This window comes from Butyricimonas faecalis, from assembly GCF_003991565.1.
In the GTDB taxonomy this organism is placed as follows: Bacteria; Bacteroidota; Bacteroidia; order Bacteroidales; family Marinifilaceae; genus Butyricimonas; species Butyricimonas faecalis.
Map to the genome: position 1 here is coordinate 24,889 of NZ_CP032820.1, position 26,129 is coordinate 51,017.

Annotated in this window: 29 protein-coding genes; 17 read left to right on the forward strand and 12 right to left on the reverse strand. The window is 39.5% G+C overall.

The window, feature by feature from the left end; genetic code table 11:
* Window positions 1-242: 242 nt before the first annotated feature.
* The 12 genes from D8S85_RS21180 to D8S85_RS21250 all read right to left on the reverse strand — a co-directional run bounded on the left by D8S85_RS21180 (window position 243) and on the right by D8S85_RS21250 (window position 9,062).
* Complete coding sequence (locus D8S85_RS21180; RefSeq protein ID WP_007557662.1) at window positions 243-599, reverse strand: plasmid mobilization protein; 357 nt, start codon at window positions 597-599, stop codon at window positions 243-245.
* A 1,104-nt stretch (window positions 600-1,703) separates the two neighbouring features.
* A complete protein-coding gene (locus tag D8S85_RS21190; protein WP_007559085.1) occupies window positions 1,704-2,861 on the reverse strand; it encodes a replication initiation protein in 1,158 nt (385 codons plus the stop codon).
* Between the two features lie 162 nt (window positions 2,862-3,023).
* Window positions 3,024-3,236, reverse strand: a complete 213-nt coding sequence (locus D8S85_RS21195; RefSeq protein WP_004295360.1) for a hypothetical protein — start codon at window positions 3,234-3,236, stop codon at window positions 3,024-3,026.
* Window positions 3,226-3,708, reverse strand: a complete 483-nt coding sequence (locus tag D8S85_RS21200; RefSeq protein ID WP_007559088.1) for a hypothetical protein — start codon at window positions 3,706-3,708, stop codon at window positions 3,226-3,228. The genes D8S85_RS21195 and D8S85_RS21200 overlap by 11 nt, the downstream gene beginning before the upstream one ends.
* Window positions 3,709-3,741: 33 nt before the next feature.
* Window positions 3,742-4,053 carry a hypothetical protein gene (locus D8S85_RS21205; RefSeq protein ID WP_008765228.1) on the reverse strand — a complete coding sequence of 104 codons (312 nt, stop codon included), beginning with the start codon at window positions 4,051-4,053 and terminating at the stop codon, window positions 3,742-3,744.
* 24 nt (window positions 4,054-4,077) lie between these two features.
* Complete coding sequence (locus tag D8S85_RS21210) at window positions 4,078-4,296, reverse strand: hypothetical protein (RefSeq protein WP_004295363.1); 219 nt, start codon at window positions 4,294-4,296, stop codon at window positions 4,078-4,080.
* Between the two features lie 30 nt (window positions 4,297-4,326).
* Window positions 4,327-4,533, reverse strand: coding sequence for a hypothetical protein (locus D8S85_RS21215; RefSeq protein ID WP_127075831.1), 207 nt, complete (start codon window positions 4,531-4,533; stop codon window positions 4,327-4,329).
* A 12-nt stretch (window positions 4,534-4,545) separates the two neighbouring features.
* Window positions 4,546-4,737, reverse strand: a complete 192-nt coding sequence (locus D8S85_RS21220; RefSeq protein ID WP_007559094.1) for a hypothetical protein — start codon at window positions 4,735-4,737, stop codon at window positions 4,546-4,548.
* Window positions 4,738-4,979: 242 nt separating this feature from the next.
* Window positions 4,980-5,369 (reverse strand): hypothetical protein, encoded by a 390-nt coding sequence (locus tag D8S85_RS21225; protein ID WP_007559098.1) that lies wholly within the window; start codon window positions 5,367-5,369, stop codon window positions 4,980-4,982.
* A gap of 71 nt (window positions 5,370-5,440) precedes the next feature.
* Window positions 5,441-5,656: a hypothetical protein gene (locus D8S85_RS21230; protein ID WP_007559101.1), complete on the reverse strand. Its 216-nt coding sequence runs from the start codon at window positions 5,654-5,656 to the stop codon at window positions 5,441-5,443.
* Between the two features lie 1,378 nt (window positions 5,657-7,034).
* Window positions 7,035-8,045 carry an ArdC family protein gene (locus D8S85_RS21245; protein WP_127075833.1) on the reverse strand — a complete coding sequence of 337 codons (1,011 nt, stop codon included), beginning with the start codon at window positions 8,043-8,045 and terminating at the stop codon, window positions 7,035-7,037.
* A 423-nt stretch (window positions 8,046-8,468) separates the two neighbouring features.
* Window positions 8,469-9,062, reverse strand: coding sequence for a recombinase family protein (locus D8S85_RS21250; RefSeq protein WP_007559111.1), 594 nt, complete (start codon window positions 9,060-9,062; stop codon window positions 8,469-8,471).
* Window positions 9,063-9,207: 145 nt separating this feature from the next.
* Between D8S85_RS21250 and D8S85_RS21255 the strand changes: the two genes are divergently transcribed.
* The 17 genes from D8S85_RS21255 to D8S85_RS21350 all read left to right on the forward strand — a co-directional run bounded on the left by D8S85_RS21255 (window position 9,208) and on the right by D8S85_RS21350 (window position 26,040).
* The gene (locus D8S85_RS21255; RefSeq protein WP_007559113.1) at window positions 9,208-9,549 is read left to right on the forward strand and encodes a hypothetical protein; all 342 of its coding nucleotides are present in this window, start codon (window positions 9,208-9,210) and stop codon (window positions 9,547-9,549) included.
* 19 nt (window positions 9,550-9,568) lie between these two features.
* A complete protein-coding gene (locus D8S85_RS21260; protein ID WP_004295370.1) occupies window positions 9,569-9,883 on the forward strand; it encodes a DUF4134 domain-containing protein in 315 nt (104 codons plus the stop codon).
* A gap of 1 nt (window position 9,884) precedes the next feature.
* Window positions 9,885-10,184 (forward strand): hypothetical protein, encoded by a 300-nt coding sequence (locus D8S85_RS22190; protein ID WP_004295371.1) that lies wholly within the window; start codon window positions 9,885-9,887, stop codon window positions 10,182-10,184.
* Window positions 10,185-10,189: 5 nt separating this feature from the next.
* A complete protein-coding gene (locus D8S85_RS21270) occupies window positions 10,190-13,030 on the forward strand; it encodes a TraG/VirB4 family ATPase (protein ID WP_127075835.1) in 2,841 nt (946 codons plus the stop codon).
* A gap of 10 nt (window positions 13,031-13,040) precedes the next feature.
* Entirely contained in the window at window positions 13,041-13,715 is a 675-nt protein-coding gene (locus tag D8S85_RS21275) for a hypothetical protein (protein WP_004295374.1), read from the forward strand.
* Window position 13,716: 1 nt separating this feature from the next.
* Window positions 13,717-14,373: a hypothetical protein gene (locus tag D8S85_RS21280; protein WP_127075837.1), complete on the forward strand. Its 657-nt coding sequence runs from the start codon at window positions 13,717-13,719 to the stop codon at window positions 14,371-14,373.
* Entirely contained in the window at window positions 14,366-15,388 is a 1,023-nt protein-coding gene (locus D8S85_RS21285; RefSeq protein WP_127075839.1) for a plasmid transfer protein, read from the forward strand. The genes D8S85_RS21280 and D8S85_RS21285 overlap by 8 nt, the downstream gene beginning before the upstream one ends.
* 30 nt (window positions 15,389-15,418) lie before the next feature.
* A complete protein-coding gene (traK, locus tag D8S85_RS21290) occupies window positions 15,419-16,033 on the forward strand; it encodes a conjugative transposon protein TraK (protein ID WP_127075841.1) in 615 nt (204 codons plus the stop codon).
* Window positions 16,033-16,302 carry a hypothetical protein gene (locus D8S85_RS21295; RefSeq protein WP_240648967.1) on the forward strand — a complete coding sequence of 90 codons (270 nt, stop codon included), beginning with the start codon at window positions 16,033-16,035 and terminating at the stop codon, window positions 16,300-16,302. Before traK ends, D8S85_RS21295 begins: the two co-directional genes overlap by 1 nt.
* A 350-nt stretch (window positions 16,303-16,652) precedes the next feature.
* Entirely contained in the window at window positions 16,653-17,588 is a 936-nt protein-coding gene (locus tag D8S85_RS21305; RefSeq protein WP_127075843.1) for a helix-turn-helix domain-containing protein, read from the forward strand.
* Window positions 17,589-17,728: 140 nt separating this feature from the next.
* Window positions 17,729-18,847: a site-specific integrase gene (locus tag D8S85_RS21315; protein ID WP_127075847.1), complete on the forward strand. Its 1,119-nt coding sequence runs from the start codon at window positions 17,729-17,731 to the stop codon at window positions 18,845-18,847.
* 241 nt (window positions 18,848-19,088) lie between these two features.
* Window positions 19,089-19,919, forward strand: coding sequence for a transposase (locus D8S85_RS21325; RefSeq protein ID WP_127075851.1), 831 nt, complete (start codon window positions 19,089-19,091; stop codon window positions 19,917-19,919).
* 210 nt (window positions 19,920-20,129) lie between these two features.
* Complete coding sequence (locus D8S85_RS21330) at window positions 20,130-20,504, forward strand: helix-turn-helix domain-containing protein (RefSeq protein ID WP_007758558.1); 375 nt, start codon at window positions 20,130-20,132, stop codon at window positions 20,502-20,504.
* Between the two features lie 5 nt (window positions 20,505-20,509).
* Window positions 20,510-21,664, forward strand: a complete 1,155-nt coding sequence (locus D8S85_RS21335; protein WP_127075853.1) for an AAA family ATPase — start codon at window positions 20,510-20,512, stop codon at window positions 21,662-21,664.
* A 188-nt stretch (window positions 21,665-21,852) separates the two neighbouring features.
* A complete protein-coding gene (locus D8S85_RS21340) occupies window positions 21,853-22,965 on the forward strand; it encodes a DUF6371 domain-containing protein (protein ID WP_127075855.1) in 1,113 nt (370 codons plus the stop codon).
* A gap of 282 nt (window positions 22,966-23,247) precedes the next feature.
* Window positions 23,248-24,651, forward strand: coding sequence for a mobilization protein (locus D8S85_RS21345; protein WP_094389027.1), 1,404 nt, complete (start codon window positions 23,248-23,250; stop codon window positions 24,649-24,651).
* A gap of 171 nt (window positions 24,652-24,822) precedes the next feature.
* A complete protein-coding gene (locus tag D8S85_RS21350; protein WP_127075809.1) occupies window positions 24,823-26,040 on the forward strand; it encodes an IS256 family transposase in 1,218 nt (405 codons plus the stop codon).
* The last annotated feature ends 89 nt before the right edge of the window (window positions 26,041-26,129 follow it).

Sequence of the window (26,129 nt, forward strand, 5' to 3'; positions counted from 1 at the left end):
GTACGGTATCAAATACCTTCCCGGTTTCTCTCCAGTGCAGGCAGAAAAGGTATCAATTAGATGCAATCCTTTTGCTGATGGGCGATAGTTCCTGAATGGTGTCGGTGTCTTTTCTTTTATGATGCAGCCGTTTTCCTGTATTCAGGTATAGAGAGAAACGACACAAGGAACTTTAGGGAAAAGAAATAGTAACGCTGTCTTTATCACTAAAATTATATATATAAATATTATATATACATATATTATTTGATTGACATCAACTTACGCCAAGTAACATTCAATTTATCTTGCATAATTACATAGTCTGCCATTTTCTTTTCTACCTCATTAAGAACCTCTTGATTAACTTCTTCCTTATGAATATTTACATACCTAGCCAACTGATTTATATTATTTCCTATACGTTTCATTTCCAAACAAATTTCATCCATCGAACGAATAAATTCTTTAGGGTCAATAAGACCAACTCCTTTCCTAAAGACTCTCTGTCTAAAATAATCTGACATACATTTGCTAGATTTAGAAGCTTTAGTTAGTTCTTCATATTCTAAATTCGTTAAGCGAACTTTCACTATTCTATCTCTTTTATTTGCTTTCATACTATGATACTAAATAATATATGCCCCCAAGTTGCGAGGGGGCTAAACTCCTGATTTATCAGGCAAGATTTGGTTTTTGTGTCCACAAAAACACATCTTGCTATTAATTTCTACAAACGCAAATATATAAATTACTAAACACCCTCCCAAACAAAAGGGAAAAAAATACAATTAGATAAGTTTTTTTGGTATCATAATAATGTTCTCTTATCGTCCATGCCGGGCAGAACCCGGAAAAGTACGGTATCAAATACCTTCCCGGTTTCTCTCCAGTGCAGGCAGAAAAGGTATCAATTAGATGCAATCCTTTTGCTGATGGGCGATAGTTCCTGAATGGTGTCGGTATCGTTTCTTTTATGATGCAGCCGTTTTTCTGTATTCAGATATAGAGAGAAACGACACAAAGAACTTTAGGGAAAAGAAGATTCTTCGTGTTGCTTTTTCTGGAAGTGGAGTATATTAATCATATATTATATGTTTATAGGTTCATATATTATATATTATATATTCATATATTATTTATATATAGTGTTTTCTCTTTGTTCTTTTTCCCTATAGTTTTATGGTATCAATTTTTTGTGTCCGGCTTCCGGCAGCTTTTTGTATTTGGTATCAAAAAGGCGTTCTTCAGAACATATCGAGCATGATAATTCGGTATCAATTTCTTTCCCTACAGTATATCAAAAAAGCATAGGGACAAAAACCCAACTTTTTAAAATATGTTTTTTTTAGATAGGGACAAAAACCCAACTTTCGATTGATTAGTTGTATCATATAGTGTCTTTTTTTGTTAATAGGTGTTCTTTTCCCTAAAGTTTGTGTTAAGATTATGAGAAAAGTTCCTTTTTTATGGGTTTATGTAATAAGAAAAGTTCCTTTTTTGTGTTTGGTATGATTATCAGGTTTTTTTTTATCAGCTAGTGATGGTAGTACCCTTAAAAATGAAAGGGTAACTATCTGAAAAACAACAGATAATGGTAAAAAATCAGGGACAAAAACCCAACTTCTTAGGGACAAAAACCCAACTTCTTAGGGACAAAAACCCAACTTCTTAGGGACAAAAACCCAACTTTTAGCCCCCTCCTAGGGACAAAAACCCAACTTTTATTCATCTTCTTTTTCTTCTCCAATCATTCCGGGGAGTATTTCTACTTCTTTTAATAATACGGATAAACAATATTCTGCTTTATTTGAAATTTTATTCCAGTTATCTCTAACATATTCGCCTAGATAAAGCATCTTAGTTACTACTGCTTTATAGTTGCTTAATGTAATCTGTGGAATAAACTGCTGCAAATGCTCGTCCTTCATTGCAAAGTGCAAAGAACAAAAATTCGTTATCATCTTCTTTTGTCCTTTTAATAGTTCTTCTTCCTTCTTTGATAATGCAGACTTAATAACTTTGAAATTAAGTTTATAAGGCTGTGTATCGCCTGAATTACGATAAACTTCTGCCATTTCAAACCAGCAATCAGCCTGTTCAAACAAATCATCGTAAACAGGGCGTATTACACGTTTATACAAATCTTTAAATTCGGGGTATTTATCTTCTAATTTTAAGAATTTCCGAAATCTATCCACATAGATAGAAAAACCACCTTTTTCTTTCCATGAGCTAATCAGCATATACATTCTTATTGTATATCTACTTTGCGCTCTTAAAGCTATCTCTTTTATATAGCGTGTAAAACCTCTATCAACATTAATGAAAACTTTAGCAACCTCTCTATCCATTTCTAAAGAAAAACCTCTTGAATAAGGAGTTTTAGGTATATTTGCCTTAGTGAATAAACCAGTAATAGACCAACTATCCTCACCTGTTATTGGGTCTTTAACATCAAGCTCTACAGGAATACTGATTAATTTACGAACCATGCTTTTTACTTCCTTGTATTGGTCTGGATTAACGCCCAAATCCCGATATGCGATATCTACTCTTATACGGTCTGAATATTCTTGAAATAAAGATAATTGCTCGCATGGAATAGATGTACCATATTTATCTAGATGCTGAATACTTAATTCTATGACATCCTGTAATTTCTCTATAACAGCAATTAAGATTCTAATCTGTACTGTCTTAAAATCACCAGCCATTAATGTAACTACATTAGGTTGTTTCAGCCATGTGGGATTTTCTGGGAGTTTCACAGGAAGATTTGTACGAGGATGCCCTTTCCTAATTCTAACAATCTCACCGTCTATTTCTTCTTTTTCTTCTTTCACCGCACGTTTTCGGGCTTTTATTTCTCTATTTACCATCGCTTATTATTTTGACTGATTAATACTCCAAAAAAAAGTAGAATAAAGAACACAAACATAAACTTGGCTATATAAAATAGCCCTATGAAAATCATTCTAAAAATAGCAATGATAATTTCTAATAGATTTCTTATTATGTTCCTCCAGTCCATTTTCTTTGTTTTATAATTCCTGTCGCCAAAGCTCCGGCTGCACTATTGTATAACCAGCACTTTGCAAATATACTCTTTTAAATTCATCGGGCAACGTTCCTTCAAGGAATTGCTTTTTATGCCTTGATGCAGTTCGGCGGTCATATGGACTATTTTTAGACCAACCTCTTTTAAGAATTAGTTCCTTAAAGCATTCATCTAATGTTTTTGCTTTATCTATCATAATCTTTTCGTAAAGAAATTATAGGGTTTTTCATCCCTTTATACGTTTCACAAGGATTTCCTAACAGTTCGCACATAACAAAATGTACAATTTTTCCTTCATCCAATGATAAATTCGATTTATTTGCTAATTCTACAACTAATGTATATTGATAACTATAGTTCTCAACAACAATTTCTTTTTCATTGGAAACTTCATTGTAAATCTTTCTATACTTATGCCATAAAGACGTATTAAAAAGCTCTACCGTAAGAAAATTGTTTACCTGCTCTGTTGTATAGTCTTCTGGCAAACGTTTCCCTGTAAGTCTATAAACAGCCTCCATTTTTGCTTTTTTTCCTACAAACTTTTTTTTCCCAATCATCTGACAAGAAGGGAGTTCATCCCTAGATATAAAAGGCTTCAAATCTGACACCCTACGATATACCTTATATTCAATAAACATTCTATCTATATTTTGATTATATGACATCTATTCCCTTTCACACTATTCGAAAAATTATGGTCATTTATCCCAATCATAATTATCGTAATCTATTTCCTTTCCTGTAGCATGGCATTCAGCCACATAATCAGCCCATTTTTTTCGCTTCGTCACATCAAAAGGCATACGTAGAAACTCATCCTTCCAAGGCTGTATAAAGTAACCAAAATCGTGTTTGTTCGTTACATACTGAACAGCATCTCTAATGGCGTTATACTCATATCCTTCTTTCAACAATGGTTCGTCACCCAGTTTAGAGTATATGTTTGCCACTTCCCGAAGCATCTTTGCAAATTCTTTGTATGTGGCAAAATTCTTTTCTTTTTTATCCATAATCATTCTTTTTTGTTTTGAGTATTAATTTTTTTCGATGAAAGTATTGGTTGTATTCAACACCCCGGCTGAATCTCGACTTTTGCCATCTCTTATGAAGATTCCTTCTTCTTTCAACCGTTCATAATCAAATTCATTCATCATGATAATGACAATATTTTCATTTGTATATAGCTTACACTTCATAAATTGAGTACCTTCTATTTTTCCAATTACGTCTATTTGGATTGTTCTTTCATTCATAATTCGTTTATTTATATATCGATTTGAGGATTATTCTTGTTTTTTTACTTCATATCCCTTTTCTCTGAGATACGCTGCTATATACTCATCATCTCCGACATCATTAAGGACATCGAAAAGATAACCTTTTACATAACTGGCTACTGCAAGCGCATTTGCATACTCGATGTTCTGCGAAATGAATCTCACTTTCTCTGTTCTTCCTAAGCCTCTGAAGGCTTCTTCAATTTTGCTCATATTTATACTGTTTTACGCTAATTCTGTTTCAATAAACTTCATCATCTGATTGTGAAAAGAACCACTCCTTTTTTGCGCAGCCTTACAATCATCAATGGAAAGATTCGATTCCTTAATTATCCCTATTGCGATTGCTGGCATATCTCTGACTACTACAATATGCTGAACAGCAAACCAAATACCATCAATAAATTCATTATTCATATCTTCATTTTATTGGTTAAAACTCATATTCACTTTCATTGAAATTTTCGATTGAATAAATTAAACCACCGAAGTCACCTGCTGAGAAGCCTCCAGTAATATTACTTCGATGTGTTCCCTTATACTTACCAAAGGTTAATGTTCTTTCTTGATTCATTACTATTCTGTTATGCGTTATTTGGTATGATAATCCCATTTTATCTTGACTTATATATCTGGAAAAGAGACCTGTGAACTAAAGACTACTCTTTCTTTTCCTTACGCCTCGATTTGAGAAATTCTTTAGCCGCTTCTTTGTCCTCATGTACTTCATCTGATACATAATATATTATAGCCTTTGAATTGTGAGGATTGTTTTTCCACTTTCTTCCTATTGCATCCGGATTTACAACATATCCTTCTTTTGCCCATTGCAGGGCTGTTAGGCTCTTTTGGTTCATTCTCTTATACCAAAGAACCTTACGATGCATTTTTGTCCGGGGAGTAATTACTCCGTCTGCACATACCAGTCCTTCACAGTTGTAACCGGGGCTTTCCAGAAATTCAATTTCTTTTTGAATTTCTTTTATGCTCATTTTCTCGATGCGTTCCATGTATTGTGCAATCGTTTCATCTGTCATATCCGCTGCCATATTTCATGAATTTATGTATTAAAATAAGGCTATTAACTAGTTTAATAGCCCATTTTTGATTTCAAATACTATCAAACGTATTTATCCAATTCTTTTTCTAGCTTTTCCCTATCAATCTCTGGAAATAGTTCAAGAACAAGACTTAGCGAATCGCAATAATTGTTTGCATAGTTTTCTGTATCCATCAATCGTAACACCATTGAACAAAAAATACTCTTTTCCTGCTTAAAAGTACGATTTAACACAGAACTAGATAATCTGAAAATTTTCTTCTCTACTCCAATCATAAATTAATCCTTTCACATTTCTAATAATTGACTATCAATCTGTAGTTTTCTTCAATGCTTCAAAAGAAGACAAGTAATCATCAACAGCTTTATTTAACGCTGCATATTTATCTTTCCACGTCCTTATTTGCCGTTGTGTTTCAATATACCTATCATTCAAAGTTGCATAATTCTGAATAGCAAATCTAATAGCTTTAGCATCTGTTTTTTCACCAGATAATTTTTTTAGATTTTCTAACTCTGCGCAGGCTGCATCGTCTAAGCGTAATGTAAACTCTTTTTCATAAAAAAATGATTAATGAATTAATACTGAAAAATAGCACTAACAGTTGGCTACGAAATGGATTTAAGAAGCAATGTTTCATGATTTTGTTTGCTGTTCTTTATACTGGCAGCCAAACCAGCTTTAAAGGTTTGTTTATCTCTTTATTTTCAATACTCAAAGATAGTGATTTTCTATAAATGTCGCAAATAATAGGACAATTATTTTTGTTAAAAATGGTTTTAGGTTTATAGACTGCCGAGGTTTTATTTTTCCCTAAGGTTTTTGGTATCATAATAATGTTCTCTTATCGTCCATGCCGGGCAGAACCCGGAAAAGTACGGTATCAAATACCTTCCCGGTTTCTCTCCAGTGCAGGCAGAAAAGGTATCAATTAGATGCAATCCTTTTGCCGATGGGCGGTAGTTCCTGAATGGTGTCGGTGTCTTTTCTTTTATGATGCAGCCGTTTTCCTGTATTCAAGTATAGAGAGAAACGACACAAGGAACTTTAGGGAAAAGAAGATTTTTCGTGTTGCTCTTTCTGGAAGTGGAGTATATTAATCATATATTATATGTTTATAGGTTCATATATTATATATTCATATATTATTTATATATAGTGTTTTCTCTTTGTTCTTTTTCCCTATAGTTTTATGGTATCAATTTTTTGTGTCCGGCTTCCGGCAGCTTTTTGTATTTGGTATCAAAAGGTCGTTCTACAGGGTGTGCCAGGAATGATAATTCGGTATCATTTCATCATGCCATGTTTACCCATCAATGCCGCAACTCCGAAAAGTACGGTATGAATTTCTTTCCCTATAGTTCTTATTGGGTTAGACAACAAGACGCATTAAAATGTATTCTCAAAGTGAGAATGTATTTTAATTTGCGTCATGTTTCCGCTTCTGCAATGCTTACTAAAGTGGAGTTACCTAAAAGGTAGTGGAACTTTACTAAGGATTGCAGAAGGGATAAAGAAACATACCTTAGAAGGGTGGGTGGGTTTACCGATAGCAAAACTATTGGAGCGTAACAAAGTGAAGCGATTAAGCCTTTTTGGTTCTTTTTTGGCGTTTGAAAAAAGAACTCCCCCCAATGAGGGGGGAAGGAATCTTTAAGCAACCTTTGTATTTTTCTCTTCTTCAACTTCTCCCACATCTAGCCTTATATTTAGATGCTGGGCTATGAATTTACTACCTTTAATAGCATCTGCCAATACAGTAAATAAAAATTTAGGTTCTTCTTTTATTGCTTTGCACCATGATTTTAAATAAGCCGCATTTTCTTCTCTGACGGTTACAGAAATACCCAAATATACACCAGACAAAGCCGATATTAATTCTGCTACAAGTTCTTCACGCCCATAATTGAATTTATCATTTTCATAAAATCCTTTTCGATTTAGTCTATTTTTAACACCTGTACTATGTCCCATTTCATGTAATTCTGTACCATAAAAACTTTCTCCGTCCTTAAATTGGCTCTTTAAAGGTAAAGTAATGCTATCATTTGATATTGAATAAAACGCACTATCACTAGAAACCGTTTGAATAGGACATACCCAATTTTGATTCTTATTCATTTCATCAAGTATTGGATTTACATACATTTCTTTCTCTTCTTGTGGCTGTTCCTCTCCTGAAAATTTAGCCTTTAATATATCCCATCTATTGGGATATTTTTCCGCAAAGTTTGTTTGGTCTAAATTAAAAACTTGGAAATATTTTGTATAAGCTGCTAAACGGTATTCTTTTTGTTCTTCTTCTGATAATTTGTTATATTCATCATATGAAATTTTTTCATTTGTCTGACGATGATAAGCACAAAATAATGTGTAATAAACAGGAAAAGCAACAGCACCTTTTAGAACATTAATACCTTCGTTTCGTGCTTGATTGAATGTCAAAAAAACAGGAGTTTGATAATTATATTTTTCACACAAAAAATAAAGTAAAAAAGCGTTTCCACCACTATAAGTACGACCTGTTAAATTTTGTGGTAAAAAGTTCTGTTTAGAGTTGACTTTAGAGAACCAAGGTTTTTGCCAATTCATAGACAAGCTTTCAATTTTTTCAACCATAAGGTTTACAAACTTCTCTGCATTTTTATCAAAAGTAGATTTCATAATTTTGTTTGCTGTTCTTTATACTGGCAGCCAAACCAGCTTTAAAAGTTTATTTATCTCTTTATTTTCAATACTCAAAGATAGTAATTTTCTATAAATGTCGCAAATAATAAGACAATTATTTTTGTTAAAAATAGTTTATAATTGGCTGATTTTTAAGGTATTATCTTTTCCCTAAAGTTTTATATATTTTGGGTGAGAGATAAGGTTTTATAAACGGAATATTCCCTTTGGGAACATGAAGTCTATAAAACCGAATATCCAATGCCTTGCTTTTGTAGGTGCTTCATAGAAGCGGTGAAAAAAGCAAAGCATTGGATATACCTTAGAAGGGTGGGTGGGAAAATGCGTTAGGGATTACAGCGGAAAGCCCACAGCGTAGCGAGGACTTGCAGCGAAAAGCCCGACCTGAAAGGTAACGCCCTATTTATTTCTTCTATTCATCAATCTTACTTTTTCATAACGTAAATACCTATACAAAGTAGCCTTACTTCCAATGTGTAAAATTCTACATATTTCATCTATAGAATAATCCCGATTTTCATATAAACGCTTTGCTGCTATAGCTTTTCTCTTTGCATCTTCCGATAACCCTATAGGTCGTCCCGTAAGTTTCCCTCGTTCTTTTGCAGCTTGTAATCCAGCCCTAGTTCGTTCTACTATTATTTCACGTTCATATTCAGCCAATGAAGCAAAAATTCCAAATTGACATCTTCCTAAAGCACTATTAGTATCAATACCATCAACTATGCTTTTGAATGCAATTTTTCTTTTCTGCAAACAATCAACTATATAAACTAAATCTTTCAAAGAACGTCCTAATCTATCTAGCTTCCAGATAACAAAAGTATCACCTTCTCGCAAATATGCAAGGGCTTTATCTAATTCGGGTCTATCCTTTACTCCTGATACTTTTTCCTCAAATATAAGTTTGCATCCGGCTTCTTTTAAAGCATCTAGCTGCAAATCTAAATTCTGTTCCCTCGTTGAAACACGAGCGTAGCCTATTATCTCCATTTTATTTAAATCCAAGTTTCATAAATTCAACTATTCGCGAAACTATTTTAAACTAGGGCTTTCCCCCCTGTTATTACCTCTAGTACTATTATAAATCAAAAGTACAGAAAAAGGGTCGATTAATGAAACTTTTAAATTTAAGAATATGAGTTATTCACAATTTATCATGGCTGTATTTGCCATTTATGTAGTTTACTACGCTGCAAACATCCTGTATGATGCTTTCCTAAAGCAAAGCAAAACCAATACAGGTGAAGAAGAAGAAATTATTTCAATAGGAGAGGAAGAAGAAATACCTCACAAAGTTGTAGATGAAGATTTTGAAACAGGCTCATACGAAAAAGAAGATGAAAAAAAAGAATCTGAACAGAATTATGTATCTGTAAATGAATCTATTGAAATGGAAGTTGAAACACAAGGTATTCCAATGGAACAACTTCTTGCTAAAGGGAAAAGCATGTTTTCACACGTAAATTTTAACAAATAAACAACTAATTTTTATTCAAATGAAAAAGTTTTTTTCAAAAATTGCTCAAAGAGCATTCGCTTTAGCCATTAGCATAATGGTAGTAACTAACACTTTTGCACAAGGTGCTGCGGGAATTGATGCAGCTAGTTCTGAACTTGCAACCTACATGGACCCCCTAGGAAACATGATGATGATACTAGGAGGTCTAGTAGGATTAGTTGGAGCAGTGCGAGTTTATTTAAAATGGAACTCTGGTGACCAAGATGTACAAAAGGCTGTTATGGGCTGGATGGGGTCATGTATCTTTCTGGTTGTATCAGGTGTTGTCGTAAAAGCATTCTTCGGAATCTAATATGTCGAAAGAGTATCCAAGTTACAATGTATATAAGGGGCTACAAAAGCCCCTTATTTTCAAAGGATTTAAAGGCAAGTTCATATATATCGGTGGAGCTTGTATTATTAGTGCTTTACTTTTATGTGCTATTGTTTCTACTCTGGCTTCTTTTATGTGGGGAGGTATAACTCTTGTAATAGTTATGTTTGGAGGGTTAGGAATAACATCGCAATTACAAAGAAAAGGGCTTCACAGGAAAGATAAACGAAAAGGCATATATATAGTATCACGCACTTTTATAAGAGATAGAAAAAAATAAAGCTTATGAAAAAGAAAAGTGAATTTGAAGCTCCTTATATTGGTATTGAAACAATAGACAATACTCCTATATTCTATAACCGAAGGGGCGACTATTCTGTTATCATTAAATGTGAAAATCCTATAATACAGTATTCAGCAGATATGGATGCTTACTATGATTTTCACCACTTATTTACTAATATCCTCAAAGTATTAGGAACTGGATATACAATACAAAAACAGGATATTCTATGTAAAAAATCATTTTTACCACCCCAGAATAGGAAGAACGACTATTTATCAAATCGTTATTTTGAACATTTTAAAGGACGAATATATACTGATATTTCTACTTATCTTGTTATTACAGGAGAAGTAGAAAGGTCTAAATTCTTTTCTTTTGACCCTCGAAGGTTTGATACTTTTATTAGAAACATCACAAAAGTATTAGGACTATTCGCTAACAGAGGAATAAGAGCTAAACTATTAAATGAAAATGAAATAGAAATATATATAAAAAGATTTCTATCTATCAATTTCAATCAGCAAACAGTAAGCCTAAAAAATATCAAAGCAAGAGAAGAAAATCTTATAATTGGAGAAAAAAACGTACAGTGCATTTCTCTTGTAGATATTGACGAAGTTAATTTTCCTTCTGTTATAAAACCATATAAAGAGGTCAATATTGGGCTAAGGTTTCCTGTTGACTTACTCTCTTTTTTGCATGATACACCAAGTATAGACACAATTATCTATAATCAAGTAATAAATATTCCAGACCAACGAAACGAAGCAAACAAATTAGAAGGCAAAAAGAAAAAACATAAAGGAATGCCTGACCCTGCAAATGATTTATGTGTAGAAGACATAGAACGAGTGCAGTCGGATATTGCCAGAGAAGGGCAAATGCTTGTATATGCACATTATAATATCATTCTTGCTGGTCTTGATGATATTAGTAAGGCTATCAACTATGTTGAAACATCTCTTTTTGATTGTGGCATTATTATTAATAAACAATGCTTCAACCAATTAGAATTATTCGAATGTGCACTGCCAGGAAACGCAATCAACCTAAACAGTTATGACAAATTTCTAACAACTTCCGATGCTGCAATTTGTCTTTTATTTAAGGAAAAATTACAAGTAACAGAAAACAGCCCTTTTCTTACCTATTTTACTGACAGACAAGGATTGCCTGTTGGAATAGATATGTCCGGAAAAGAAGGTGAGAAAAAATATACAAATAACTCCAACTTCTTTGTTTTAGGTCCAAGTGGTTCTGGTAAGTCTTTCTATGTCAACTCCAAAGTAAGACAATGGGTTTTAGATAACACTGATATTGTATTGGTAGATACAGGGCATAGTTATTCAGGAATGTGCGAATACTATCATGGCAAATACATTACTTATTCTGAAAGCAAGCCTATATCTATGAATCCTTTCCGAATTACTGAAGAAGAGTATAATGTAGAAAAGAAAAACTTTCTTAAATCATTAATTTTCCTGATATGGAAAGGTGCAAATGGTGAGGTCAAAAAGCAAGAAGAAGAAATTATGGATATTACCATAGAAAAATACTATTCTTTCTACTTTCATCCCTTTAATGGTTATTCAGATGCGGAAAAAGAAGCCATACGTGAAAATTTACTACTCGAATTTCAAGTCAATGAAGAAGAATTTGAAAACGAAAGGGAAAAAGAAGAACGCAAGATACTTTCCGAAAAAATAGAGAAATTACAGCAACTAGTAGAAAAAGGAGAAGGCGGAGAAAAAACCAACGCAGAAAAAGCGATACAAAACATTCTTATCGAAAAAGGCTTTACACGCCAAGAGCTTGATAATCCTGAAACTAGATTACTTTCTATAATAGAAAGACGAATCCAGAAGAAGGAAGATATATTGAAAGAAATAAAAGTTGAAAGCTTATCTTTTAACTCTTTCTACGAATTTTCCCTACGCATTATACCTATTATTTGCAAAGAGAACAAAATTGATTTTGATATTACTAACTATAAGTTTCTATTAAAAAAATTCTATAAAGGAGGACAGTTAGAAAAAACTCTTAATGAGGATTTTGACACTTCCCTTTTTGAAGAACCCTTTATAGTTTTTGAAATTGATGCAATTAAAGATGACCCTGAATTATTTCCAATAGTAACCTTAATTATTATGGACGTTTTTATTCAAAAAATGAGATTAAAAAAGAACAGAAAGGCATTAATAATTGAAGAAGCATGGAAAGCCATAGCTAGCCCTATGATGGCTGGCTATATACTCTATTTGTATAAAACAGTTCGTAAATTTTGGGGTATGGCAATGGTTGTTACTCAAGAACTGGAGGACATAATTAGTAATCCTGTAGTCAAAAACTCTATAATCAGCAACTCCGATATTATATGCCTATTAGACCAAAGTAAATTTATAGACAAATATCAAGAAATAGCAAATCTTTTATCCTTAACGGAAGTAAATCAAAAGCAAATATTTACCATAAATCAACTTCCCAATAAAGAAAACCGTAATCGGTTTAATGAAGTATTTATAAAAAGAGGAAATTATGGAAATGTATTTGGAGTAGAGGTTTCTCTACACGAATATTTCACATTTACTACAGAACGAATTGAAAAAGATGCTGTTGGATATTATCATATCATTTATGGTAGTTTCCAAACAGGATTGGATAATTTTATAATAGACCTAAAATCTTCCAAATTAAAAAATATGGATTGGGTTTTACAAGTCAATAAGGTACTAGGGTATCACTCCGATGATGGAAGCCTAAAAGATATACTTAACATCATAGGGGAACAACCATTATATAAGTATATCCTAGATAAATACAAATGGATTACAAACAGTTAAAGATAATATCATGAAGAAAATCCTATTTATTTTAGTGGTAGCATCTACTTTAACCCAAGTTGCATATTCGCAAAAGGCAGTCTTGGATATAACCTGTATGGAAACACTTATAGCTAATCATAAGGTGCAACATACTTCTTTCTCTAAAGTGAAAGAGAATGAAGCTCAAATAAGCCTTATACAAAAACAAATCAGTGAAAAAATGGTTCAGATTGAATTTTTCCAAAGCAAATTTTATAATAGCCTAAAATCTGTAGAAGCCATCATAAAAACAGGAAAAGATATTATCTACTGTACAGATATTGCAGCAGATATTGGTAAATATCAAAAACAAATGGTTGAACTTGCTGTAGGTGACCCGGCTTTATTATTGGTGTCAGCAAAAACAGAGCTAGAATTAGTTAATCGCACTGCGGATTTGACACAATACATTTATCAGGTCGCTATTGTCGGGACAGATGTAAACCTTATGGATAATAAGCAAAGAATAGACTTGCTTAAGTATGTTATTAATGAACTAAGAAACATGAGAGGTATAGCATACGCTGTATGCCGACAGATGAAAACAGCAAAAAGAAATGGAGTATTACAAACATTAGCTCCGGGGGTATTTAAATACAAAGATAATCGTTCAAAATTAGTTGATGATTTATTACAGAATTATAAAGTAAAACCTAAAAGATAATATGAAAAGAGTGCTTTTATTTTTTTCCCTAATGTTGATTATTGGAACTTCTAATATCTATTCCCAAATGCCAGTAAAGGATAAAGGGAAATGGAGTGTACTTAATAATATGGAATTTATGGATAGAGTACGACTACAACCAGAATGGTATCATTACTGGATATGGTATAAAAAGGTTTTGGGTATTAAAATTCCTTTGCCGGGCTTAGGGTTACACGACAAATACGGGAAGGAAGATAGACGTAATTTCCAGTTACAAGAAATTCCCATGATGGCAGCCGTAGAGTACAATAAATCAGAAACAGAAAAAGAAGGGTATAATGTTGATACCATATATAGACAGGAGCTCTTCAAATTTGGAGATAAAGAAATTGATTATCAATATACTTTAACTAAAAATCGCAGAAATGATATTCTTAATGATATAAATAAAAAACTTGTCGAATATTCTTCTAATGGCGGTAATAAAGAACACGTTGAAGTTATAACTGATGAAGTTACTAGAATAAAAAAGAACATTGATATAATCCATGATTCACATATGAGTAACTCTAAAAAGAGAGAAGCTTATTTAGATTTTGATAAAGAATTAATAGAGGTTCTTTCGCTAATAACAAAATTGAATAATATAAATAAAACAATAATGAACCATGAATGAGTTAATAGACAAATTTTTATTAGAATTATTCGAAGGAATAAATGATAAGCTGACTGTTTTAATGGGAGAATTTATAACAGATTCACAAGCATTAGCCGCAGCTTTTATGTTAATGTATTTTGGTCTTGAATCATTTAAGATGATGAGTGGAGATAAAAAACTTGAAATTATTCCGCTACTCAGACCTTTTGCCTTCGGCTTAATTTTAATGTTGTGGAATCCTTTTATAGAAACTATTAGTTATCCGGGAGAAGTTCTTACAGCAACTAGTAAATCTATGTTTGAAAATCAAATTGATGAAGTTGAAATGCTTTCACGAAATAGATATGCTCTTATAGACAGCGTTTCTATGGAATTATTAGCAACATCAGTCGAAGTAGAAAGAGCAGAAAACGAAACGAATAAAGATAAATGGTCTATAATGGGAATAGATTTTTCAGCCGTTGGAGATAAGATAGCTGGACTATATGTTTATGTAGTAGCAAAATTCAAAATGCTATTATTTAATTTCGCAGAATTCTTAATAGTCACATTTTGGCAAGTCTGTATTTATTTTGTGTTTTTCTTACAGATTCTATTTCGAGCTATTCTAATAATACTTGGACCACTTTCTTTTGCTTTTTCAATTTTACCAGCTTTTAGAGATGCTTATATACAATGGATAGCACGTTTTATTAGCGTTAGTTTATACTCCTGTATTGGATATATTGTTTTATCAGTTTCATTAGTTGCTATGCAATATGGATTAGAACGAGAAATTGAAATTTTAGAATATACACTTAGAAATGAAGCTGCATTTGTTATGTATGTCGGAATGACCTCTGGAGGTGTCAACAGCTTCCTTCTTACAGCATTACTTGGAGCATTTGCTATGCTTACAATACCTTTTGTTTCTACATGGATTGTAAGTACAACTGGAGTAGGACAAGCTATAGGGGGGATGGTTGGAGGAGCAGCCATTGCAACCAAAACTGTAGCAGCTCCAGCCACAGGTGGAGCCAGCGCAGCTATGTAAAAAGATTCATTAAAATTTAAACACACTATTATGATTATTAAAAACTTAGAAAATAAAATCAAACTAGCCGGAATTTTATCCATTGGCTGTTTTGCAACAAGTATAGTTATTTCAGGCATGGCACTAGCCTTTTGTTTCTCTTTAGTAAAAGCTGAAAGAAAAAAAATATATGTTTTAGATAATGATGTCCCTGTACTAGTGAAGCAAACTGGTACAGAAGTCAACCTAGAAGTAGAATGTAAAAGCCACATAAATCTATTCCACACTTTATTTTTCACACTACCCCCAGACGATGAATTCATAAAATACAACATGGAAAAAGCCATGTATCTAATTGATGATAGCGGATTAAAACAATATAATAATCTAAAAGAAAAAGGATATTTCAACACTATATTAGCGAGTTCTGCAACAGTAACAATTATGACAGATAGTATCAAGATAGACATGAATAACCTATCTTTTGAATACTATGGCATCCAACGTATAGAGCGAGAAACTTCTATTCTTAAAAGGCAACTTGTAACTACAGGGAAATTAAGACAAATTCCACGCACTGAAAATAATCCTCATGGACTTATTATCACAGATTGGAAAACGATACTCAACAAAGACCTTGATTATAAAGTAAAAAAGAATTTTTAATGAAACTGTTTAAACATAAAAAGAATGATAGAAAAGAAACTATCAAGACTAAATCCGAGCAAGCTACAGTTGTTCTTCTTACTAAAATATTTCAAAAGTTCGGAGTTAATAACGCTTGTGAACGCTTATTAGCGTGGGCTGATATACACCGTAAAGCTATGTTTGGAATTACGATTTCATTCCTTTCTTTCGTCACAATTCTATCATTAGTAATGCGTCCAGAAAGAAAGCCAATGCAAGTTTTCAACGAAGAAAAAAGCAGTATTTAGAAGCGTAGAACAACCAAAAACAATCAGAAATATCCAAGCATAAACATTTAATTATCAACACATTCTAAAAATTAACACATTTCGACTGCTTTTTGATGCTTCCCAAATTTCCACATATTTTTGAGACGTATTTCTGACGTGGAGAATTTGCGGGGCTTGTTTTTTGTCACACCGTGCAGACAGTTGACAAGAGTTTACAACCGTTTACGACAAGCGACAATACCTGCCCCGACATTCAGCGACGGTCACATCGTGTAGAAAGGCGACAACCGTTGACTGCCGTTTACATCCGTTCACCACTTCAGAGGAATACAGGATTGGAGAAATGAACCAGTAAACGATAAAGCAGTATGAAAGCAACCCGAAAATGCAGTTTTTGCGGCAAGTCCTTTGTAACCCGCAGCGGAATGCAAAGGTATTGCAGCGAGGCTTGTCAGGCAGAAGCCCGGCGAGCCAGAATGACACAGAAGAATAACCTCTTCAAGGCCGTCCGGCCAATCATGGAGATACAGCATCAGGAGTATCTCACCTTTTCCAAGGCAGCCATACTCATGGGCTGTTCCCGACAGTACATCTATAAACTTGTAGCCATGGGCAAGCTGAAAGCCTCACGCATCAGCAACCGCATGGCATTCATCCGCAGAGCCGACATCGAGCGGATGCTGGAGGGCAATCCCTACCACCGCATCCTGCCCGGCAGCACTTCCACACCGAAAAAATCCGCTTCATCTTCCTTTCCGGGCAAAAAAGAAAAAAGGGAAAAGGGAGGCGATGAGATTTTGGACTTCTATTCCGGTGAAGAGGTGATGTCCCTTTATAAGGTCAAACAGTCATGGCTCTATACCACCGCCAAACGCAACCGCATTCCCATCTGCCGCATCGCTGGAAAGAACTATTACAGCAAGAAGCATGTTGACGAGTTCTTCTGTGCGGCTGTTGATATGGAAAGTATCACCGACTGGCTCCTGACCGGAGAGGCGGAAGAGCTGTTCGGCATGAAGCCTGCCGCACTCCGGGCATATGCCTACCGGCACAGGATACCGACCATAAGAGAATACGGCCGCACCTATTACTCCAAGTCCCATCTGGACGAACTCCGCAGAACCGATCTTGTGAACGACGAGCGTTATTACACCGTGGAACAGGTCCGGCAGATTTACGGGCTTTCCTCAGCCAACATCTGCCATATCGTCAAGGTTAAGCACATCGAAAAGATAAAGGTCGGCGTGAAGAACCTGCTTCTGCGCTCCGACGTGGAGCGTGTCATGGCTGAAAGGAACAAATAACCGCAAGCAACCGCCATTACCCGAAAATTATTTCAAAATGATTGTCGTGGAGATATTCACGGCTGTTTCACGTTGTTCCTTTGCCACCGTAAACACGGAGACACCTCCGGAAGTGTACAACCAGTTAAAACATCACCAATATGAGTAAATGCAAGACAGTAACCTTGCGCAAGCGCAAGATCAAGAACGGTACACAGTATTCGCTGTGTCTGGACTATTATCCCGGCTACCGTGACAACACCACCATGAAAGTGATAACACGTGAAGCTCTGGGTATTTACATTTTTGCCAAGCCTGCCAACCAGCAGGAGCGTGACTTCAACGCACGCATGATGAAGAAGGCGGAGATACTCCGCAACAGGCGTTACGAAGCCATCTTCAACGAGAACAACGGCTTCTTTGACAAGGCTAAGATGAAGGGGGATTTCCTCGCCTACTTCAAGGAACTGGCAGACAGGAGAAATATCAAGTGGCAGCACGTCTACAAGCACTTCGAGCGGTTCGTGGGCGGCAAATGTACCTTTGAAGAGGTGGATGTGGACCTGTGCCGCAAGTTCATGGAGTACCTGCTGAACGCTCCCCAGACCATACACACCAACCAAAAGCTGCATATCAATTCTGCGGCAGGCTACTGGTCGGCTTTCCGTGCCGTCCTGCACACGGCCTACCGTGACAGGAAGATAAAGGAGAATCCCAACGGCTTTCTGGACCGTATCGAGAGTATTCCCACCATGAGGGAGCATCTGAGCCAGGAGGAACTGATACGGCTTGCCGAAACGCCATGCGAGGAAGAGGTTCTGAAAAGGGCTTTCCTTTTCGCCTGCCTGACAGGATTGAGGAAGAGCGACATCAGGCAGCTTACCTGGCAGCAGATACAGCCGTACACCAACGGCAAGATGTTCGTTACCACCCGTATGCAGAAGACGAAGCAGATTGTTCACAATCCCATCAGCGATGAAGCCTACGGACTGCTCGGGGAGCGGCATGAAGGGCTTATCTTCGAGGGCTTCAAGGATAAGATGCTGCAGGGGCCCCTGAAGCGTTGGCTGTCAGCGGCAGGCATAACCAAGAAGATAACCTTCCATTGCACCCGGCATTCATTCGGAAGCCTGCACGTGGAAATGGGCACGGACATGGCTGTCATACAAGCCTGTCTGGGACACAAGAACATTACCACCACACAGATCTATTCCAAGATGGCTGCACAGCAGATGTGTGACGTGGTGGACAAGATAACCCTGAAACGCAAGGAGGCATAGGCCTGTTTCAGGGTATTCAGGGGGAGCGGTTATTGCGTGCAGGCTTTAACCGCTCCCTCTGTTTCTAATGGCACCATTCCCTAAAAAGTCATTATAGTATGATATTCGGGTATGATTCCGGGCTTTTGGTGAAAAACATTGAAAAAGAAACCGCCAACCAAAGCTAAAGAGCAATAATTGGAAGAATACAATTAAATTTGCAAAGACCTGACAGTTACAAGTAATAACCGAAAAAAACGATATGGAACCAACGATAAAGGACAAATACATCATTCTGGGATTCATCGGCGTTGCCATCTGCCTGATTTCCTTTTTTATCACACTGATTGTCTCCGCAAGTTTCAATCAGGACAATTTTGTAAGGCTGATAGTCTTTGTATGCAGCAACATTCTCGGCTGGCTGCTCTATCTCTCTTTCCAGACGGTCATTTTCGACTCATACGAGATCTGGAAACTCAAGTCCGGCAAGAAAAAGGCATCTGCCGGAATCATAAAGGCTCAGGAAGAACAGCCACAGGATACGCATGAACCTGCTGCTCCGACACCGATGCCGACAGGCGGGGAAGCAACCCCGGATATAAAACCGGTAGAGATTGCCATTGCCCCGGAACTTCACGAAAAGAACCGTGCCAGCTATGAGGACAGACAGAAGCAGGAAGAAGCGGAACGGATCCGCATGGTCATGGAGTACATCCACTTCGTCATGCCCCGTATTGCCGACAAGGAGACCGTCAACCATATCTGTGCCGAGGTCAACAAGTGGATGTGCCTTCACAGCTACAAGCCCAAGCCGATAACAGGACGGCTGACCAGAGAGATTACCAACATTCCGCTCCGCCATTTCGTGTGGAACATCTCCGAGCGTTTCATGTACAAGAAATACTACAACGGGGACAACCGTGCCAATTTTATCAAGACCCTTTTTCCACGTGAATTTGCCGACACGGATATAGCGACCATAAAGAACTTCAAGGTCGATCCGTCAAAGACGCTGATTCCCATTGACGAACCCGAAAACGGCAGTCTGGACTTCCATTATCCCGAAGATTATGTACGGGAAGTGAACAGTTGACCGTTTCCCGGGGATATAACAACAATAACGACAAGTATCAGGCAATACGTAACAGCCTGTATCTCATTGTTTCCCGAATAACTTTGCCCCTCATTCACGGTTGGACATCGTTATTCGGGAATTATTTTGCAATGACCTTTCGTGAAGATATTCACGGCCATATCATTGCGGTCCTTTGCGCCAAGCCTTACAAAAGAGGCGAGTACGCAAATGGAAAAAACAGTGATTACATTCAACGACCTTCCCGAGGTCGTAGCCCAGCTTCGGGACGAAGTGATGAGCTTGAGAAGCCTGCTTACCGAGCAGCGCAGTGTGAACAATGCAAAGGCGGTGGACACCCATGTCCCCATGTCCGTGGATGAAGCGGCGGAATATCTCGGTATTCCCAAGGGAACGCTCTACATGAAACTGTCGGACGGAAGCATTCCGGCCACCAAGCCCGGCAAACGCTATTGCCTTTACCGTGACGAACTGGACAGATGGCTGGAATCCTCCCGCAAGAATCCCGTACCCCTGTCCGATGAGGAACTCAGCGAGTCCATGTCCTCCTCCCACCGCCGCAAGCCCGGTCAACGTAACTGGTAAGAGCCATGGAAGAGGACAAGAACTATATTAGCATGATACATGGCGACCTGACGAGGGCAGCCCAGATGCAGAACGGTATGCCGGAAAATATCGGTGTAATGAGCATAAAGACCGCCAACCGGACCATACTCGAAGCATCACAGCTGCCCACGCCCCGTGCGTTGTGGGACAGCTTCTGGTACGAGGGGGAACTGTCCTGCCTCTTTGCAGATTCCAACGTGGGGAAATCCATCCTTGCCGTCCAGATAGCCGACCGTATAGCACGGACTGACAACGTGCTTTATCTGGACTTTGAACTCTCTGAAAAGCAGTTCCAGCTCCGCTATACCGACGAGTACGGAAAGCCTTACATTTTTCCCGAAAGGCTGTACCGGGTATCGCTTGACTGCGACGCCCTTCTCGATGCCGACTTTGAAGGGACGATCATCGGCAGCATCGAACAGATGGCACAGCAGACCCGCTGCAGGATCTTCATCGTTGACAACCTTACTTACCTGTGCTGTGCCATGGAGAAAGGCGATGCGGCGGGACGGCTGATGATACAGCTCAACAATCTCAAAAAGAGATACGGGCTTTCCATCCTAGTCCTGGCACACACCCCAAAGCGTTCACTGGACTGTCCCATCACGTCCAACGACCTTGCCGGAAGCAAGCGGCTCTACAATTTCTTTGACAGCGTGTTTGTCATCGGGAAAAGCGCACTGGACGGGGGACTACGCTATGTGAAGCAGCTCAAGGTCCGTTACGGGACATTCTCGTACGATGCCGACAATGTGATTGTCTATGAGATTGAGAAAACGGACGCCTTCCTGCAATTCGTGTTCAGGGGCTATTCAACCGAAAAGGAACACCTGAAGAAACCGGGTGACAACGAATCGGGACAAAGGGATTGCCTTATCCTGCAACTGTCCCAATCAGGGAAGTCAGTCCGGGAGATAGCCTCGCAGGTCAATTGCGGCAAGTCCACCGTCAGCCGGATAATCCAGCGCAGCAAGGAGGACAGGAACGCGGCCGTCCCGGGTGTCCCGCTGTCCCGTCCCAAGGAGAACGGGACAATGGGACAGGTGGGACAGCATGGGACAGATGGGACAAGCGGGACAGCAGGAGAAGCAAGGCAGGCGGATCTGTTTGCAGGACATGAAAAGGAGGACAAGCCATGAAAAAGCAGCCTGCACACGGCTGTATGACAGCCGACCGTATCATTTACAGGACATGGGAGCATACAAACCGGGCCCTGATTTTCCAGAGTGTCCCGGGGTGTCCCAAGTGTCCCACTGTCCCAGCCTTTAGGGGGCGGGACAGTGGGACAACGGGACAAACAGTAGAAAACCAATCATCAAAAAAAGTCATGAGCAACTATTCATTACAGAAATATAAAGGAACGTCAACACGGCATACCTGTCCGAATTGCGGGGACAGACGTTCCTTTGCCTACTACGTGGACGAAAGCGGTACGCCCCTTCACCCGTCAGTCGGCAGATGCAACCACGAAAGCGGCTGCGGGTATCATTATACGCCCAGACAGTATTTTCACGACCACCCCGAATGCCGGACCGCCGGTGATTTCTCTTCCGGCAGGCAATGTATGGCGCAGAAGCCCAAGCAACCGCTGCAACAGACAGCCATCGGTTACATACCGCCACACTATGTGGAGAAATCGCAGAGCTTGCATAGCAACTTCTGCCGTTTCCTTTCAGTACTGCTTGATTCCTATTACGGCAGCAAGGCAAAGGAAGTGCTGGAACGGTTGATGGAGGATTACCGTCTGGGAGCTACCCGTGACGGTGCGGTCATCTTCTGGCAGATTGACCGGGAGAACAAGGTACGGACAGGCAAGGTGATGCAGTACAATCCCGGGGACGGACACCGTGTAAAGGACGGACAGACATCGGCAGTGAACTGGATACACAGCATACTGAAAAGGCAACGGGTACTGGCGGAGGGATGGCAGCTTTCCCAATGCCTTTTCGGGGAACACCTGTTGAGTGTCTATCCTGACAAGGTGGCGGTTCTGGTGGAATCCGAGAAGAGTGCCGTTATCGGTTCCGCCCTCTTCCCCGGCTATGTATGGCTGGCGGCAGGAGGCAAAAGCCAGTTGCGGGAGGAAAAGCTCCGTGTGCTGACCGGGCGGACCGTGCTTCTCTTTCCGGATGCCGATGCCTATGCCGAATGGAAAGAGCGTGCCGACGGCATGACCTTCTGCAAGGTGATGGTGTCTGACCTCATAGAGAAGAACGCAACGCCGGAGCAGAAGGCGGCACATATCGACATAGCCGACTGGATAATCTTCCAGATCCGGGAAAGCAGGATAAATTGTACAGCCGACCATCTGGTGGAAGCGGAAAGAATCCTGCAAAGGATGATAGAAAAGAACCCCGCCCTTCAAAAGCTGATAGATGATCTGGGGCTTGTGCTGGTCGGTGCATCCTCAATCGGCAGCGGTGACGGAACCCCTCCTTAACGGAGGAGAGCGGAAACCGAAGGTTGTAGTGTACGGACAATGGCTTGCCATTGATATAGCCCACTATAACTACACGCTTCGCTTACGTAGTTGTGGGCTCTCCCGAGAGGATTAGGGTTTTACCCTAATAACCCACTCAGGGCGTTTCTCCCCTGAGAACCCAGAGCAAAGAGTGACCCTCTCTTTGCAATCTCCGCTTATGGGTTGCACCCCTAAGAACCCCATGCGTTTACGGACAGCGGAAAAGCTAACAATAAAGTACAAACCAAAAAACAAGTATCTATGGCAACAAAATCAAGCATACATATCAAGCCCTGCAACATCGCATCGAGCGAGGCTCACAACAGGAGGACTGCCGAATACATGCGCCACATCGGAGAGTCCAGAATCTATGTCGTTCCTGAACTATCCACCGATAACGAACAGTGGATAAATCCCGACTTCGGCAGTCCGGATTTGCGGACGCATTATGACAATATCAGACAGATGGTAAAGGAAAAGACCGGACGTGCCATGCAGGAAAAGGAGCGTGAACGCAAAGGCAAGAACGGTAAAATAGTCAAGATTGCGGGATGCTCCCCCATACGTGAAGGAGTGCTGCTTGTCAGGTCGGACACCACACTGGCAGACGTGCGTAAATTCGGTGAGGAGTGTCAAAGACGCTGGGGAATCACACCGCTGCAAATCTTCCTGCACAAGGATGAAGGGCATTGGCTGAACGGTCAGCCGGAAGCGGAAGACAGGGAAAGCTTCAAAGTCGGGGACAGATGGTTCAAGCCGAACTATCATGCCCATATCGTTTTCGACTGGATGAACCACGAAACAGGAAAGAGCCGAAAGCTCAATGACGATGACATGATGCAGATGCAGACCCTTGCATCCGACATCCTGCTGATGGAACGCGGGCAGTCAAAGGTTGTCACTGGTAAGGAGCATCTGGAACGGAACGACTTTATCATTGAGAAGCAGAAAGCTGAACTGCAACGCATGGATGCAGCCAAACGGCACAAAGAAGAACAGATAAATCTTGCCGAGCAGGAACTGAAACAGGTGAAATCAGAAATACGCACTGACAAGTTAAAGAAGACAGCCACCACGGCAGCGACAGCCATAACTAGTGGAGTTGCTTCTCTTTTCGGGAGTGGAAAACTGAAAGAACTGGAACGTGCCAACGAAAAACTGCAAGACGAGGTTTCAAAACGGAACACCAATATTGAAAAATTGCAGAGCCAAGTACAGCAGATGCAGAAACAGCATGATACGCAAATCCACAATCTCAGAGAAATGCACAGGCAGGAACTTGACATGAAAGAAAAAGAACTGTCACGGCTCGCCAGAATCATAGACAAGGCTTTTAGGTGGTTTCCGATGTTCAGGGAAATGCTGCGCATGGAAAAGTTTTGTGCCATGCTGGGATTCTCTAAAGAAATGACTGAAAGTCTTATAGTCAAAAAAGAAGCCCTGAAATGTAGCGGTAAAATCTATTCCGAGCAACACAGGCGGAACTTTGATATAAAGGATGATATTTTAAGGGTGGAAAATGACCCTGACGATGAAAGCAGGCTGAACCTGACAATAAACAGGAAGCCGATTGCCGACTGGTTCAGGGAGCAATGGCACAGGCTTAGATATGGAGCAAGAGTGCCGCAACAGGAAGAAAGAAAAAGTAGAGGATTCAAATTATAATAGAAGCAATTTGATTAGTAATCTAAAAGCACTCCGATAACGATTAGAGTGCTTTTAGATTACTAATCATTAATTATCAAAGCAAGTGCAGTTTAAGATTTTACTGGAGAGCGTAAATTAAAGTGTGTCAAGTAAGGTAAAAAATAATAACTTTAGACACACTTTTTTATTATGAGCGAAAGATTTGATTACGAACAGTTCAAGGCGAACGCCATAGAACAATTGAAGGCGGGAGTACCACTATCCGGCAAGGACGGAGTATTGGCACCGCTGTTGGAGAATCTGCTTAACAGCGCGCTGGAAGGAGAGATGGACAGCCATCTGGAAGGAGTAGAACGGGAGTACGGGAATCGGCGCAACGGGCACATGAGCAAGCAGGTCCAGACCTCGATGGGCGAAATAACGATCAACACGCCGCGGGACAGGGACGGGACATTCGACCCGCAGGTTGTCCGGAAGAGGGAGAAGATACTGGCGGACTCATTGGCGGACAGGATAATAGGGCTGTATGCCATCGGGAACAGCACGAGGGAGATAAGCGACATACTGGAGGAGCAGTTCGGGAACAGGATATCGGCGGAGACGATCAGCAGCATCACGGACAGGGTGCTGCCGGAGATCCAGGCATGGAAGAGCCGGGCGCTGGAAAGCGTCTATCCCATAGTATGGCTTGATGCGGTGCATTATAAGGTGATGGACGAGAAGAACCGTCCTGTGACCAGAGCCATATATAATGTTCTGGCAATCAATTCGGAAGGCCGCAAGGAATTGCTCGGGATGTACATATCCAAGAGCGAGGGTGCGAACTTCTGGCTGGGTGTCCTGACCGACCTCCAGAGCAGAGGAGTCCGGGACATCCTCATAGCGTGCGTTGACGGGCTGAAGGGTTTCCCGGATGCGATAGCGAGCGTCTTTCCCGAGACCACGGTGCAGTTGTGTATAGTCCACCAGATACGCAACTCGATAAAGTATGTGGCCAGCAAGCGGCAGAAGGAGTTCATGAAGGATCTGAAGCAGGTCTACCAGGCGGTGAACAAGGATGCGGCGGAACAGGCTCTGGATGAGCTGGAACTGAAGTGGGGCGAGGACTATCCGATAGTCATCAAGAGCTGGCGTGACAACTGGGAAAGGCTCAGCGCGTACTTCCAATACTCCGAACACATACGGCGCATAATATACACCACCAACACCGTGGAGGGCTACCACCGCCAGTTGCGTAAGGTCACCAAGAACAAGGGGGTCTTTCCGAACGACACAGCCCTCGAAAAACTTGTGTTTATGGCATTTACAAGAATCAGACGCAAGTGGACGCAGCCTGTCCAGAACTGGGGTCAGACTGCCCAGCAACTGGCCATCCTGTTCCCGGACAGGTTCAGGATACTGTCCTGAAAAAACACTATTATTTGGAGTTCTTTGATAGGTTTGATAAATTAGCGGTTGGAGTAGGCGGCCATGGCCGCCTACTCCGACACAACAAA